We start from the raw sequence: 16,144 nt of genomic DNA, 5'->3' as shown, positions 1-16,144 counted from the left end.
TACGGGCTGCATAGGGAAAATGATCTTTGTACTTTTAGCGTGTTTGAGATAGGTTTATGGAAGCAGCCCAATTCTATTGATCCGAACTAGAATTTTCGATTTAACAACAATCATATTGTGTGCATTACCTTTCAAATTGGTACTTTCCTGTAGGAATCACAGCCAGATCAAGCAGCTATCCAACAGCAATACCGTTGTGAATTGCTTTCAAATTGGTACTTTCCTGTAGGAATCACAGCACAGATTGTTTGTTGCGACCACGGATTAAGTTGTGAATTGCTTTCAAATTGGTACTTTCCTGTAGGAATCACAGCTAATCGGTGGCTTTACCAGAAATGGCAAAGTTGTGAATTGCTTTCAAATTGGTACTTTCCTGTAGGAATCACAGCGTCAGCCCCGATCGTGTTTTTTTCTATATGTTGTGAATTGCTTTCAAATTGGTACTTTCCTGTAGGAATCACAGCCTTGAGGCCTTTTTAAGCGAAGTGGAAGCGGTTGTGAATTGCTTTCAAATTGGTACTTTCCTGTAGGAATCACAGCCAACCAAGAGCTCGAAAATTACAAACCAGAGTTGTGAATTGCTTTCAAATTGGTACTTTCCTGTAGGAATCACAGCGGTGGAGCGGGACTATATCGATCTGCGACAGTTGTGAATTGCTTTCAAATTGGTACTTTCCTGTAGGAATCACAGCATAGTGGCTTCCGTCTGTTGGGGCATCCTGTTGTGAATTGCTTTCAAATTGGTACTTTCCTGTAGGAATCACAGCAAGGGATTGCTAAGCAGAATAGGCAGGGGAGTTGTGAATTGCTTTCAAATTGGTACTTTCCTGTAGGAATCACAGCATACCCCAAGCTAAGTGACTGGTATGCTGTGATTTATGATTGGAATTAGGATTAAAAAAATCGCATTAAAAATGCCCTTTGAAATCAGACCTACCAGGTTTAAAAAACCTGGTAGGTCTCTTTTTATTAAAATAACTCTAATTGCTGACTGGGTGCTTCCGTCTCTTGCTTATTTGTTCCAAAAAAAACCTCCATCATTCCAAATTGCTTATCTGTTATTGACATGATTCCTACCTTTCCCTTTGCAGGAAGGTTTTTCTTGGTTCTTTTGATATGCACATCTGCATTTTCTCTACTAGCACAAAAGCGCATATAAATAGAAAACTGAAACATCCCGAAACCATCATCCAATAGTTTCTTTCGGAAAGTAGTGGCTATTTTTCTATCCTTCCGAGTTTCAGTGGGCAAGTCAAAAAAAACTAAAACCCACAAACTTCTATATTGATTAAGTCTTGAATAATAACTTTCATCCATACTCCGGGTAAATGATTTTACGACTAATTCCAGCAAAGCATTCAAATAAGGAAGAGGTAGTTCGAGAAGCTGCTACCATCAAGGGACTTTTTTGTCCATCGATTCTCACGTCCAATGCGGGGATACTCAGCAATTCTTTTTTGAGTTCTGTTGTCAATTCAGAATAATCATCATGGGTGTCAACTATATATGTGACTACTAAATCCACGTAAGGTCGATAGGGCTCCATGATATCATCAGCTAAGCAATAAGCATTGTATTTATTTCGGTGCCAAATTCCTAAACCTGGAAACATCCCAGATGAAACTAAGGCTCTAGCAATAACGGCCCGTAAAATCGAATAACCATAATTGAGCAGGTTATTAGGAGGAATACCTGCTTGTTCCCGATTGAAATCTGGGATATCAAACAAGTTTTGCCAGTAAATAGCAGCCGCTTGTGCTTCGTGGTTGCCAGTGTCGCCTGAGCTGACATTTTTGGATAAATAATCAAGCCTTGGAGACTCTTTTCCCTTTTCTCTAAGATGTGCAGCTTGATTTTGGATTTTTGCTGTGACAGTCTGTTGCCAAAGATTCTTTTTAAGTGGCTGGGAGGCTTCTATTTGGTAGCGAATCCGTTCAGTCTGTTCAGAGTGGCCATGCATGGGAAGAAGTAAACCCTCGGGAAGATGCTGACTGTTGCAGGTAACGATTGCCACTTTCTTTTCAGTCAGCTTGGCAATCAGACCATTAGTGATTGTTACTTGCTGATTTTCTATAACAATCATCCCCAAATCCTCGATTGGAACGGTTCTGTCTGGTTTGTCCTCTTCTGGAAAAGATATATTTAGCTGTTCATTTCTAGTGCTGAGGTAGGCGGGATTCCCGAAAAATAATGTTCGTTTGATCATATCATAAGAGTTGCGGTTAAGTCAAAAAGACCTGCCAGGTTTATCCATTTATTTACTCCAAATTTTTATTGAACAACCATTCTTTTTTAGCTTTCATCAAATTTTTAACGTGATCCCACCCGTCAAAATAATTGGTGAAATAGTTCCTATCTAGATTTGAAGGTTTATTTGGGCTCTGATAAGTATGCCAGCTTGACCATTTCCAATCAGAATAATTTTTTACAAAACCATGCTTCACCGGATTGAGGTGGATATAAAGAAATGTTTCTTGCCATTGGCGTTCGTCTAGAATTAGGCCTCTTTTGAAGTGTTCGACAAAAAGGCTTCCTTTCCTTTCAAACCTCTTATTGAAGGCCTTAGCATATGAATTAAAGAAATTACTGAAAGCTTTTATGACTGGATTTTTGGATGCATGACCTAACTGGGTAGAAGAAAGACCTGGCAGGTTTTCAAAACCTGCCAGGTCTGACCTAACGCCAACCATTAAATGGAAATGATTTGGCATCAAGCAATAAGCATAAGTATCTACCACGCCACTCAAATACTTCGCATACTGCTGCAAAAAGAACCTGTAATTCTCTACATCCCGGAAAATATTCTCCATTCCGTTGGCGTGATTGTAGATATGGTAGGATTGGCCAGGTTCCATTTATAATTTAAATTGAATCTCACCGTCTAATCCAAAAATAAAATCCTTCCCTTCTATTGCGAAATTATAATTTGAAGGAGTTAATAGTAATCTTGGAGCAATAAAATCAGGACTTATAGATGAAAAACCGTCCTTACCCTTAGTTCCAAAAACATCTTTTGGAAAGTCAATGGAAAGCTTTTGATCATCTCTTCCTTCTAAGTGATGCTGTAACAAAATCCTTTGGGCATTCGCATCTGCAAGCTTTTTAACAAAATAAAGTCGAGAAGATAACATACTATTTTCTAGCCCTACTAGTTCTTTTATATCTGAATAAAAGATCAAAACTTTTTGTCCCACAAAAAAAACATGATATAGGTCAACCTCTTCTTGATTTTTTCCTGAACCAAGTTTTATTCTTTTTTCAAAAAGATCTTCAGGTTTAAAACTACCATTAAGCTTTCCAACTTTAGATGCTTCAAAAAGATTGATTGAAACTATCTTTCTTTGGTGGATTCCTTTATAATACCCAAAAGCATAATTATCTCCAGAATTGGTGTAATAGATATTCTTGTAATCATATTTAGACTTATAAGTCTGCTCCTTTAGCTCTGTTATATTATCCGCATCAAGAAATCCCCTACCTGCTTTAACCCTGACTCTAATTCTTCTAATAATTTTACCATTAAAATCTCTCAACTCTGAAAGTGAGATTCCAGAAGCAATTTGATTTTGAATGTGGGTTTTTATAAATGGGTCAACTATAACATCTTTATCTATTTTTAAATCTGTTATTGGTTTTCTTCCAACAACCCACATTTCATCCTTACCATTAACCTGGCTATATAGAAAACTCCCATCATCATCTCTTTTCGGCCCACCATTCTCACTTCTTTGAACAACTTTTATTTTCCCGTAAAATGTATCCAAATGAAGTTGTCCCCTTACAGAGTCGCCAGTGGCAACTTTTGGGACTTTTTTCCCTTCCACATCAAAAATCAAATTTCTATTTTTATCCCTTAGCCAAACAACTCTACCTCTTTTCCTGACTAATTTTCTACTATGAGAAAAAGCTTGATCTTTATTGGGTACATTATTGATAAGAATTTTTTGTTTTATATCATCAAACATATGATGACCAAATCCTTCAAATGGGGCAATTGGATAATCTTTAAATTGGCTGTTTTCAATATCTAAGAAGTACTTTTGTAAAATTGCTTCTCTCTCAGATGCTTTCGGTATCAAAGTCAATACGGCAGCATCAATTGCATGATGATAATGCTTACCTCTATCCTTTACTTCTTCTTTTGGTTGAACACCATAAATCTTTCTAAATAAAGAGGTTACGGTTCCTTTTTGAACATCAACCCTATTAAATACTGTTTTCAAATAATGAAAGGCATATTTAGCAATTAATTGACTATCTATTAATTGCCGTGTTCAATTCATAAATGCAACACCTAATTTTTGTTTGAGTTTTTGTAATGGACTAAGGTAATCAAACTTTCTAACGGGTCTGTTATTGATTTTTAATTCTATGGATTGAATTTGTTCCACCGAGTACTGATTCAGGTCTGTTCCTTTGGGTAAAAAAGCCCTGATCAATCCAATTCTGTTTTCCACCGTTCCTTTATCCTGAGACGTATAGGGCCTTGTAAAAAAGGTTGGCAGGTTGAATTTATCCCTGATTCGATGGTGGTTTGCGAAGGCTTTGTCATTATCGAACGTGATTGATTTAAAAAATGAGGCGCCAATCCGTTCGATTCTTCTGGTTATTTTCTGTTCAATGACATCGGCGTTCTTACCCTCTAACTTTTCCAACGTGGTGATTAAAGTAGCCCGGTCTACCAGTACCAGAAGTGCCGATTGATGGTTTTTACCCATCATCAGATCCACTTCAATATCACCGATCCGCTGCCTCTGCTCCACTACGGGAGGCCTTTTTTCAATGGAAACTCTTTCTTTGATCAGTCCTCTGGAATCCCTGTAATTACCTCTTTTACGTTTTCTTTTACCGTGTCTGAGATGTTTGTATAATCCTCTATCCTTCCTGAACTGCCAATGGTTACTTTTTTTTTGCCAGCCAGATCCATTGGTAGAGGGTCTCATGGGACACTCCCGGTTGGCCATTGACTCTCCACCTGGCGGCAATCAGTTCCGGACTCAGTTTTTCATCTTCCAGCCAGATTCTGCTCTGCTCCTTCATTACCTCGGTAAACCGTCTGTGTTTGGGTTTGTATTTATGGCGTTCTTGAGCCCGGTTCATTGCTATGCGTGCTGAGTAATTTCCTGCACTACGTCCCCGTTTCCCAGTGTTTCTTTTCAGTTCCCTACTGATGGTACTTTTGTGTACGCCGACCCGACAGGCTATTGCAGTTTGACTGAATCCCTCTTTGTTTAAAACCTCGATTTGATATCTTTGCTCTAGGCTGAGCTGATTGAATTTTTGCATGTCAACACTAATTTAATTATTCAGCCTAAGGAAGGAAGCCTAGGCTTCCTTCCTTAAACTATTAGTGTTGCAATTATTACTTGAATCTGGGATTGGCTATTTTTAAAACCAGTTGGCACATCTTTTCTTGTGAATCTATCAAGTTTGTTTTTCCAATAATCCAATTCCATTTGAAGCATGTGCTTTCTCCGAACAGCATCATCTTTTGTCGTCTTATCTATTGCTCCTCTTGACTTTGATTTCGCTACTTCAATTTGTTTATATAAAGAATCCACTCTTTTCTCCCAATCAACTAATTGCGGTTTTATTGCTTTACCCTCAGAGGTATCTTTATCATAATTTGGAAGCTCAACTGGTAGTTTATTCTTTTTTACATCCGTATTATACTTGGAGTAACATACTGTTAAATTTGCGAGAGAATTATCAAATGATTTACTCCGAGGAATTGTATGTTCGAAGTGAATAATATTTTTATCAAATAATTTTGTTAGAGGGATCAATTCTCCTGTATACATACATTTACAGCCTTGTTCTTTCCAAAGTCTAAATTTTTTAACATCATCTTTGGTAGCAAGAATTTCTTTCCAAAACTCATTAGGGTCTGGACTTTGTTCTGTCCAAAGCCTTAGTTTCTCTCTATCTGTTTGATTATCTGGGTCTGCATTACCCCTAAAGTCTGGATCTTTAATTAATTGAGAGATCGCAAAAGCAATTTCTCTATTTTCATTCTCCCTATTTCTTTGATAGGTTTCTATTGCCCATCTTTTGTTAGCATCATTTAAGTCACGTGCCACTTCAACCACTATCCTAGTATCTTCATTAATTTTGCCGTCTTTAATTAGATGGTTTATGACTTTCCTCAATTCAAATAGCGTTTTATATGCCATTGGATTTTTGAATGATCCAGTTTTTGGACTAGGAAGGTATAAGTTTCCATCATCAGCTCTTTTTGCTGGTGAGTAAATATCTATCTGAGATGGATGATAAAGTTTTTTTAGTTCATTAGGGTCAATATGAAATTCATCCTTTAGAATTTCTTTTATATAGTCAAGTAAATGCGGACTAGAAAAATGCTTTCTATCATGTGATTTAAAAAACTCTTGATATAAAGCTTTTATGTTATTTATGAAATACTCTTTTTCAGACTCTTTATTCCAAGATTCTTCACCAAAGTGCGCCAAAATTGATTTATGAACATCATTAAAATCATCTTGATCAAGGACATATTGAGGATTTCTATAACCTTGCTTATAATCAGATAAGTGGTAATCAGAAATTAACTTATTAACAATTGAAATAACATTTTTTTGTCTCCTATTTTCTTCAATTGCATCAGTAATTCTCTTTTTAATAAAATCCTCATTTTCTTTAAATAGATCTTTTCCAATCACCTCTGGAATTTTGGCAAGCAAAACTGCCTCAGTATAAATTAATCCTTCTCTTAAAAAAGGTAAAATACCATTAATTGCCTTAAGGCTTAAAGAAGCGTACCCCACTGGAAAAGAATTCCATAAGGATTTCAATTCTCTTAATTGGTCTTCATTGAAATCAAAATTACTTTTAAAAAAATCTTCAAGAATCTCTTCGTCTTCAAATGAGAATAATATATGCCAAATATCATCAATAGAATAGAACACTTCTTTCTGACTTCCATATTTAGTAATCATCTTTATGTGTTGGAAATTTTTCCAACCTACTCCAAACAAAGACCTAAGTCGAGCAGAAACAGGACAGGCAGGAACAGTGGTGTCATCTTTATAATTTAATCTCCATTTCTTGTTAGTGATTTTTTGTATATGCTTGTTAATTTGAAGAAACTTAAAATCATTTTTCCCTTTCAAGAAAAATTTCTCATTGTATAACTCCTCTTTCAGATTTAATGGTAGTGGTTCCAGTTTACCAGTTTCAGAATTATAGTACTTTATATTATTTAAAAAACTCCATGCCCTGTACTCCTCAAATAATGGGTGACTTATTGGACATCTTGGTTTTTGGGGCTCTAATGTACATTTACCAACCAAACCTTTTTGGGATCTTAAAGGCCTCTGAAAAAATATTGCCTTCTTTATTTCCGATTTAAATTGAGTTTCTTCCAGCCTCTGAACTTCCAAAATAACATCAACTTCTTTTTCATAGTCAGATCTAAGGGTGTATCTATTTCTAATTCTAATGCCTTTATCTTCTAGGTAAGCAAATGCCGCTCCTAATGTTTTATGATCATTTAGAAGTTGTTCATATTCATTTCTACCAATAGTACCCGTTTCTGAACTTCCCTTGAAAATAGCTACTTTTTCATTTGAACCATTCTTTCTACTACTTTTAAATCCTCTTCTTTGAGCTATATGAAAGAGTGCCCTACCAATTTTAAATCGATTATTCTCAATAGATAAATCAAGAGGAGAATTACCTAACTCTCTCCTTAATTGATATGGACTTGAGTAATCAGGTTTTCCATCCTGATCAAAATCTAATTTTATCCATTTTTGAAATGGATCATCTTCGACAGGAAAATTCCTTCCTTCACTTTTAGAATATTTCCTCCATTTATCAAGTTTTTCGATGTTCAGTGGGCAGTAACCATAATTGATCAAACATTCAAGAGTAGCCCAAATACGATACCTCCGTGCGTTATGTAGTCTTCTTGATGACCTATTAGTGGTTCTTTCAGCCGCAAATGAATATTCTCCTGCTTTCCCCTCACCAATGCCTTTTTTAAAGGTATATACTCCAAACCAAGGAAATTGCTTTCCTTCTCTAAGTGTCGCTCCAATAGAATTAGTTCCTAAATCAATCCCAAAAATTTGTTCCATTATTTTTTATGTTTACATTTGAAATGAAAGACAATTCACAACAAGGCTATAAGCCGAAGATTTCTTAGCCCTGCATACTTCTGTAGGGCTTTTATTTTTATTCTTTAGTTTTAAAAGCAAAGTAGAAACTTAATCCCAAAAAAAAATACCCTGTTCAGGGTATTTTTAAGTTTTATTATAGAATTTTTATTCTAACTAACATTATCATCCATTGGTTAATCTCAGCTTTTAAACTAATAACTCCTCCCCGCTCTTTAGTTCAGCCTCCCAATGAATTTCATGGGCGGGAGGGTCAGGTAGATAATTAATCAAACAACCCGAGTTTCACCCGTGGCTATTCAGAGTTTTACTGCACCGCGGTTTTGATTTCCATAAAAAAAATTCTTGGTGGCCCTCCGTGCTATCCTCCGTTAACTCTGTAGAAATATACCCGAATAAAAAAACGCGACCCCTTTCGGAATCGCGCTATTTCATATTTCAAACTTTATAATTCAGCCTTATCTAAACTTTCCTTTCAACATGGCCAACTTTTCTGCCATGCTACCTTGGGGTTCTTCTTTTTTGGCAGGCTTTGCACTTTTCTCCATTTTCTTTCCTCGCTCCGCGAAAGGATCGGATTTCATACTCAAGCCAATCCGCTTTCTAGGAATATCCACTTCTACCACAGTTACCTCCACCTTTTGATTAACATGTACAATCTCATTTGGATCCTTCACAAAGCGATCTGCCAAATGGCTTAAGTGAACGAGGCCATCTTGATGAACTCCTACATCTACAAAAGCTCCAAAGGCAGTTATATTCGTGACCACACCCGGTAATTTCATTCCTACCCGAAGATCTTCCATGCTATTTACTCCTTCCTCAAACTGAAAGACCTCAAAACTCTCTCGTGGATCTCTACCGGGCTTGGCTAATTCAGCTAAAATATCCTGCAAAGTCGGTAAACCAACTTGTTCAGAAACGTAATTCTTCAAATTGATCCGATTGCGCAAGTCCTCTGACTTTACCAGATCATCGATGGAAGCTCCCAGATCTTTCGCCATGCTTTCCACCAAAACATAGCGCTCAGGGTGCACTGCCGAAGCATCCAAAGGATTTTTTGCCTTTGAAATCCGTAAGAAACCAGCTGCCTGTTCGAAAGCCTTTTCACCCAGTCGGGGAACCTTTAGCAACTGACTTCTGGACTTGAATGGTCCATGTTGATTTCGGAATTCTACTATATTTTGAGCAAGTACAGGACCTAGACCAGAAACATAAGTCAGCAGTTGTTTGGATGCGGTATTCACCTCCACTCCCACTCCGTTTACTGCAGACATCACCGTATCATCCAGTGCATTTTTCAAAGCATTTTGATCCACATCGTGTTGGTACTGTCCCACTCCTATGGACTTTGGGTCGATTTTAACCAATTCAGCCAAAGGGTCCATCAATCTTCGGCCAATTGAAACTGCACCTCTAACAGTCAAATCTAAGTCCGGAAACTCCTCTCTTGCTACTTCTGATGCAGAATAGATGGATGCTCCTGCTTCATTGACCATTGTAACTATGACTGACTTGGGCAGTCCTAAAGATTTTACAAAGGCTTCTGTTTCCCTACCTGCCGTACCATTACCTATGGCAATTGCCTGAATAGAAAACTTATCCACTAAGCCCTTGACGGTCATACCCGCTTCCGATGTTCTCTTTTGAGGCTCATGAGGAAAAATACTTTCATAATGTAAAAATTGACCTTGTGGGCCCAAGCACACCAATTTACAACCAGTACGGAAACCAGGATCTATTGCCATCACAGATTTTTCACCCAAAGGAGCTCCCAAAAGCAACTGCTTTAAATTCTCCGCAAAAACCCGAATGGCTTCCTCATCTGCTTTCTTTTTGGTCAGAAGGCGAACTTCTGTTTCCATACTCGGCTTGAGCAAGCGCTTATAACAATCCTTGATCGCCAGTTTCACCTGTTCTACGGATTCATTACTTCTTTGGGAATCAATCACTACTCTTTCTATCAAGGCTAAGGCATCTGATTCTTCTGGACAGGAATCCAGCATTAGAAAAAGCTCTTTTTCCCCTCTGCGCATAGCCAAAACCCTATGAGATGGAGCCGTTTTAATAGGTTCTGTCCAGTCGAAATAATCTTTGTATTTAACCGCTTCGGCTTCTTTTCCAGGGATTACTTTGGAAGTGAAATTTCCTTCTTCCAAAAACAGCTTACGCATTTTCTCCCTGAGATCTGCTTTTTCGTTGATCCACTCGGCAATAATATCTCTTGCTCCCTGAAGGGCTTCTTCTACTGATTTGACTTCTTTTTCCTCATTAATATATTGAGAGGCTTCTTCTTCTAGGTCGATTGATTCTTGCTCGAAAATACGCTCTGCCAAAGGCTCCAGACCTTTTTCTCTGGCGATAGTAGCTTTGGTTCTTCTTTTGGGCTTATAAGGAAGATAGATATCCTCCAGTTTAGCCATAGTTTCTGCATTTTCTACAGCCTTTTTGAGTTCCGGGCTAAGCTTTCCTTGTTCCTCGATGGACTTCAGCACCGCCTCTCTACGCTTATCCAAATCCCGTAATTGCTGCAACCTGTCTCTTACCGCTGCTACCTGCACTTCATCCAGGCTTCCTGTTGCTTCTTTTCTATAGCGTGAAATAAAGGGAACTGTACCTCCCTCATCCAGCAAGTCCATGGTGGCTTTCACCTGATGGGATTTGATGTTGAGTTCGGAGGCAATTTTAATCTCGTAATTCATATTTTTGGCTAAGATCTTTCGATTGAACCTGCAAGATAAGGCTGCTTTTCTTTCAAAAAAGTAAAGTCCGTGAGACTTGTCACTAAGCGTCTGAAAGCGTGGGGGTAATTTTGGAAAGGCTGAAATGAGAAGTGTGTAAGCCGAAAGAAATCTGTGTTAATCTGTGGGATAGAAAAGTCAGAGGCAGTCAGCAGAAGTGTCTATTTTCTTTGATGGGGGTAGGTTATTAGTTATTGATTTATTAGTTATTGAGTTATTAGCGTCCCTCGTAATTCGTAAATCAAAAATATTGTCGTCACCGCGAGGAACGAAGCGGTCTTATCGAAGCTACAATCGTAAATGACTTATTTCCTCATTAAAGCAACTAGGCAGCTATCAGAAGAGGCATCTATCTTCTTTGATTGTAGTAGGTTATTAATTATTGAGTTATTGAGTTATTAGCGTCCCTCGTAAATCGTAATTCGTAAATCAGAAATATTGTCGTCACCGCGAGGAACGAAGCGGTCTCATCAAAGCTACAACCGTAAATGCCTTATTTCCTCATTAAAGCAACCAAGAAGCTATCAGAAGAGGCAACTATCTTATTTGATTGTAGTAGGTTATTAGTTATTGAGTTATTGAGTTATTAGAGTCCCTCGTAAATCGTAATTCGTAAATCAAAAATTCTTAAACATGATCAGAATCCCCTGGATAGATTTGGAAAAACAATTTGAAATAAATAATCCTCCTTACTCTCTGAAGTTAGTAAAATGCTCGCTGCGACGCCGCGCCGCCGCGAGATTTTTCCCAACAATAAACTAAGTGGTCATTCCGTAATTCGTAAATCAAAAATCTAAAATATTTTAAACCATGTCGAAATCAACCTTTCTCAAAGAACTTAAATCCTGGGGGCTGATTTTGTCCTTTTTTGCCTTTCTTTATTTCACGGGCTTACTGCCGGTGATTCAAGGTGGAATCCAATCCGCATTACTTTACACAGGCCTAATCACACCCAAAATTGAGCGGGTAGATTTAACAAATCAAAACTTTGATTATCAAGGTAAATTCCTGGATTTTGAAGGAAAGGAAATCAATTTAGCTAAGTACAAAGGCAAAACTCTTTTTATTAATCTTTGGGCCTCTTGGTGTGGCCCTTGCCGTGCTGAAATGCCGCATATCTCCGAACTCTACAAAAAGGTAAAGGATGAACCCAATCTGGAATTTCTTCTGATTGGTTTAGACAATGATTTTGAAAAAAGTAAAGCATTTATTCAAGGTAAAAGTTGGGTTTTCCCTACAGCTCATGCCAGCTATGGTCTCAATAGCAGCTTACAAAGTGAATCCATTCCTACAACCTTGGTAATAAATCCTCAAGGCAAAATCGTATTCTACCAAGAAGGGATGAGTAATTTTAATACCGAGGAATTTCGTGAATTCTTGATTTCCCAGAATAAATAATCAACTATCTGAGTTTCGGAAAATTTATCTATTTTCCGTTATGATTCACCCAACCAATCAGATTGCCATTATTGGCGCTGGTTTTTCAGGCCTAGCAGCCGCACGCATTTTGCATCAAAAGGGAATTTCTTTCCGGTTATTTGAGGCAAGAGAGCGACTGGGTGGAAGAGTTTATACCAAACAAATCCAAGAGGACCTTTACCTGGATTTAGGCGGACAGTGGATAGGCCCTTCCCAAACCCGGATGTACGAGCTCTGCAAGGAATACGGAGTTCCATATTTCGAAACCTACAACCAAGGGCAAAGTATTCTGGATCTTAATGGAAGAATCAAAAGTTACAAAGGAACTATCCCTAAGCTGGATATCATTTCACTTTTGAATCTGGATATGATCGTGCGAAAGCTAGAGCGCATGGCCTCCAAAATAGATTTGGAAAAACCCTGGACCCATCCTAAAGCTCAGGAATTTGACGGACAAACTCTGATGGATTTCTTGAAAAGAAACTCAAAAACTGAGGCTTGTTTGCAAGTGATGAAAGTTGGAATGCAGACCATATTCTCCTGCGAACCCGAGGAGCTTTCTCTGTTGCATGCGCTGTTTTATATCAAATCCGGCACCTCTCTCGATGTCCTGATTTCCATCAAAAACGGAGCTCAGCAGCATAGAATTCATGGAGGAATGCAAACACTTGCCGAAGCGATAGCCAAACCATTTTTTGATCGTATTCAATTTGACTCCCCTGTCCTATCAATCATTCAGGAAAAGGAAAAAATTACCCTAAGCACCTCCAAAGGAGCTCAAGTATTTAGCCATATCATCTTCGCCGTTCCTCCTCCTCTTTTGAAGAAAATTGGAATCAATCCTCCACTTTCTGATCAAAAGCAAAAACTCTTAGAAGGATATGAAATGGGATATATTGGGAAGTGCCAAATGGTATTTGCTAAGCCATTTTGGAGACATAAAAATCTATCCGGCCAAGCCGTTTCGGATTCTGAATTTTACCTACAAACAATATTTGACAGTTCCCCGGCAGATTCCAAATACGGCGTCTTAATGGGTTTTGTCATTGGAAATAAGGCTCGGAAATTCTTCCAAATGGACGAGGATTCGAGAAAACAAGCCGTGAAAAAACAGCTTATCCAATATTTTGGAGAGGAAGCTAATCAGGAAATCAACTATGTGGACCACACCATGAATCAGGAAACATGGTCTGAGGGCTGCTACGCCGGAATTAGAGGAGTCAATTCTTGGACTAAATATCAGAACAGTTATAGCCAAAGCGAGGGAAGATTGCATTTTGCAGGCACAGAAGCAGCTACTCGATGGCATGGATATATAGAAGGTGCCGTGAGAGCAGGAGAAACTGCGGCAGAGAAAATATTACAGGAATTAAACAATGATTAAAAGATTACTCATCAGTCTATTCTTATTGGTGATTTTCGTTTGGTTGATTTGGTCTTCTTCCGGACGTAAAATTCAAGCTCCAATGCCAAAGCCCTACCTGAGCATGGTTCAGGAAATCAATCCCAGCGATTCCTTAGAAAGGAATATCGTAGGAATTCAACCTTTCATGGATGAGCACGATTATTTGCAGCCGGATATTTTTAAAAGAAAAATAGAATTGTATCTACAAATCGCCCGCGATTCAGGTTTTTTAAAAAGTAACACTTTGGTTCTGTATCCTGAGTATATCGGCACTTGGCTGGTTTTGCAAGGAGAAAAGCATGTTTTAGCTGAAAAAAAGACCCTGAATGAGGCTATGAGCACCTTGGTCATGAGCAATATTTTTGATTTCTCTTTGGCTTTTTTCAAGACAAAAGAAAAGGACAAAGCAGCAGCTTCTATTTTCAGGATGAAAGCTAAGGAAATGGCAAAAACCTATTTCGAAACCTTTTCCAGTCTTGCTAAAGATTATCAGGTTTATATTACTGCAGGTTCAATTATTCTACCTCAGCCTGCTGTGATTTCCGGAAAACTCAGCGTGGACCCCAATGGTCCTTTGTATAATGTTTCTTTCCTTTTTGATCCGGAAGGCAATATCATGGGCTCCCCTATTTACAAGAACTTTCCCGTTGAATCCGAACTCCCTTTTTTAAGTTCTGGAGAAAGTAAAGATTTGCCTGTATTTGATCTTCCTATGGGAAAAACATCCGTACTCGTGTGTGCCGATAGTTGGTATGAAGATGCTTATTTAAATACTATTGAAAATAGAGCTGAAATAGTCTTGGTGCCATCCTTCTGTCCTGGAGATAGCACCATGAATAGCCCCTGGAAAGGCTATAGCGGGTCCATCACACCTACAAGCATCAATGAATCTGACATTAATCTTCTGACGGAAGGCGAAGCATGGAAAAAATATGCCTTACCTGGTAAAATCAGCCAGACTTCGGCGTTGGTTGGATTAAATATCTTCCTAAAAGGAGAGCTCTGGGACTTAGGTGCAGATGGGCAACCTCTTGCATATTTGAGAGGAGATACCTTGGAAATACAAGCGGCAGAACAAGCTGGGATCTGGTCCTTGAACTTTTGAGCTTATGTGTGATACACTGGTAGCCCTTGCAAAAGCAACCCAATCTGGAAATCTGATTTTTGGAAAAAACTCGGATAGGGAACCACAAGAGGCTCAGGAAATTCTCTGGGTTCCAGCCAAAAAGCCTACTTCTCAAATCCTTAAATGCACTTATTTAGAGATTCCTCAAGTAAGCGAAACTTATGAATGCATCTTTTCCAAACCCTTCCAAATGTGGGGTGCAGAGATGGGGGTAAATGAGTTCAATGTGTGCATTGGCAATGAAGCTGTATTTACCAATGTCAAATTCGATAAATCTAATCCGGGACTAACAGGGATGGATTTGTTGCGATTGGCATTAGAAAGAAGTAAAAGCGCAGAAGAAGCTAGGGAAATCATTATTTCCCTTCTGCAGCAGTTTGGCCAAAATGCCTGTGGAGGCTATCAAAATAAAGACTTTTACTATCACAACAGCTTCCTAATTGCTGATCTGGATCATGCATTTATAATGGAAACTTCGGGAAAATCCTGGGCATGGAAAAAAGTGGCGTTAACTGCCAGCATTTCCAATATATTGACCATCGAGGAGGATTATGATCAGATTTTCATAGCTGATGAAAGCCAAACCTTTTCCTCTTGGTTTGCTCAAAAATCGGGGTTTAAATCAAGATTTTCTGACATCCTATTTACCTATTTTGGAAAAGGTGATAAAAGAAAAGCTTGTACCGGTAATTTTCTACAAGAAAATCAGGGAGCTATCGATGTACATTCAGTCATTGAAATTTTAAGAACCCATAACTTACCTGATACCAAATTTCTCCCCAAGAAAGCCAATTCTGGGTCGATTTGTATGCACGCAACAGGCTTGACAAATCCGTCAGATACTACTGGAAGTATGGTTGCAGAGCTCAGAAAAGAAGGCTTTTCAAGCATTTGGCTTTCAGGCACACCACACCCCTGTTTAAGTATTTATGTGCCATTTTATCTGGGCACATCCAAAAGCTTTCTGGTAGCTCCAACCTCCAATCCAGACAAGTCCCTATGGTGGAAAGCAAAGGAGCTCCATTCTTTAATCGATCAGGATCGGCAAAGCCTATTTTTCCAAATTAGAGAGGAGTTGAATATTATTCAAAACAGGTGGATTCAACAGGATCAGGAGCTTTCGGCTGCTAAGTCTGATAAGTCAATTCTCAACTCCTTTTCAGAAGACTGCTATATGGAATATCAAGCATGGATAGCCGATAAACTATCCCAGCTTTCTACTTAAACAATAGCTCCTCTAGGATTAAAGAGATGTTTATTCCTTTTTTGATTTTTCTTCTGGGGATAATCCGGTATTTTTCAAGACCTTAACCAAACC

At 38.4% G+C, this 16,144-nt stretch carries 12 protein-coding genes and 1 CRISPR repeat array; of the genes, 4 read left to right on the top strand and 8 right to left on the bottom strand.

Translation table 11 applies throughout. The annotated features are described in order from the left end of the window. Window positions 1-128 precede the first annotated feature (128 nt). Window positions 129-843: a CRISPR direct-repeat array (repeat unit 35 nt; unit sequence CTTTCAAATTGGTACTTTCCTGTAGGAATCACAGC). 126 nt (window positions 844-969) lie between these two features. The 8 genes from cas2 to GYM62_RS04700 form a co-directional block, all read right to left on the bottom strand. Beyond that, complete coding sequence (gene cas2, locus GYM62_RS04735) at window positions 970-1,317, bottom strand: CRISPR-associated endonuclease Cas2 (protein WP_219958529.1); 348 nt, start codon at window positions 1,315-1,317, stop codon at window positions 970-972. After that, entirely contained in the window at window positions 1,310-2,206 is an 897-nt protein-coding gene (gene cas1 / locus GYM62_RS04730) for a type II CRISPR-associated endonuclease Cas1 (RefSeq protein ID WP_219958528.1), read from the bottom strand. Before cas1 ends, cas2 begins: the two co-directional genes overlap by 8 nt. Before the next feature lie 52 nt (window positions 2,207-2,258). Continuing rightward, on the bottom strand, window positions 2,259-2,855 hold the full coding sequence (locus GYM62_RS04725; protein WP_219958527.1) for a transposase: 597 nt from the start codon (window positions 2,853-2,855) through the stop codon (window positions 2,259-2,261). Next, window positions 2,856-4,262: a hypothetical protein gene (locus GYM62_RS04720; RefSeq protein ID WP_219959407.1), complete on the bottom strand. Its 1,407-nt coding sequence runs from the start codon at window positions 4,260-4,262 to the stop codon at window positions 2,856-2,858. It abuts the gene before it with no gap. 12 nt (window positions 4,263-4,274) lie between these two features. After that, window positions 4,275-4,943, bottom strand: coding sequence for an IS30 family transposase (locus GYM62_RS04715; protein ID WP_219958526.1), 669 nt, complete (start codon window positions 4,941-4,943; stop codon window positions 4,275-4,277). Continuing rightward, complete coding sequence (locus GYM62_RS04710) at window positions 4,900-5,286, bottom strand: helix-turn-helix domain-containing protein (RefSeq protein WP_219958525.1); 387 nt, start codon at window positions 5,284-5,286, stop codon at window positions 4,900-4,902. Before GYM62_RS04710 ends, GYM62_RS04715 begins: the two co-directional genes overlap by 44 nt. A gap of 53 nt (window positions 5,287-5,339) precedes the next feature. Next, the gene (gene cas9 / locus GYM62_RS04705) at window positions 5,340-8,096 is read right to left on the bottom strand and encodes a type II CRISPR RNA-guided endonuclease Cas9 (RefSeq protein WP_219958524.1); all 2,757 of its coding nucleotides are present in this window, start codon (window positions 8,094-8,096) and stop codon (window positions 5,340-5,342) included. 497 nt (window positions 8,097-8,593) lie between these two features. Further along, window positions 8,594-10,837 carry a Tex family protein gene (locus tag GYM62_RS04700; protein ID WP_219958523.1) on the bottom strand — a complete coding sequence of 748 codons (2,244 nt, stop codon included), beginning with the start codon at window positions 10,835-10,837 and terminating at the stop codon, window positions 8,594-8,596. A gap of 849 nt (window positions 10,838-11,686) precedes the next feature. On the opposite strand from GYM62_RS04700, the gene GYM62_RS04695 reads away from it, so the two are divergent. The 4 genes from GYM62_RS04695 to GYM62_RS04680 are packed head-to-tail and all read left to right on the top strand — an operon-like array spanning window position 11,687 to window position 16,051. Then, window positions 11,687-12,274: a TlpA disulfide reductase family protein gene (locus GYM62_RS04695; RefSeq protein ID WP_219958522.1), complete on the top strand. Its 588-nt coding sequence runs from the start codon at window positions 11,687-11,689 to the stop codon at window positions 12,272-12,274. 40 nt (window positions 12,275-12,314) lie between these two features. Then, window positions 12,315-13,679: a flavin monoamine oxidase family protein gene (locus GYM62_RS04690; RefSeq protein WP_219958521.1), complete on the top strand. Its 1,365-nt coding sequence runs from the start codon at window positions 12,315-12,317 to the stop codon at window positions 13,677-13,679. Continuing rightward, entirely contained in the window at window positions 13,672-14,805 is a 1,134-nt protein-coding gene (locus GYM62_RS04685) for a nitrilase-related carbon-nitrogen hydrolase (RefSeq protein WP_219958520.1), read from the top strand. Before GYM62_RS04690 ends, GYM62_RS04685 begins: the two co-directional genes overlap by 8 nt. 4 nt (window positions 14,806-14,809) lie before the next feature. After that, the gene (locus tag GYM62_RS04680; RefSeq protein ID WP_219958519.1) at window positions 14,810-16,051 is read left to right on the top strand and encodes a peptidase U34; all 1,242 of its coding nucleotides are present in this window, start codon (window positions 14,810-14,812) and stop codon (window positions 16,049-16,051) included. Window positions 16,052-16,144: the final 93 nt, after the last annotated feature.

Source organism: Algoriphagus sp. NBT04N3 (genome assembly GCF_019443765.1).
Classification (GTDB): Bacteria; Bacteroidota; Bacteroidia; order Cytophagales; family Cyclobacteriaceae; genus Algoriphagus; species Algoriphagus ornithinivorans.
Note: the sequence above shows the minus strand (reverse complement) of the source record. Positions and strands in the feature narration are given on the sequence as shown.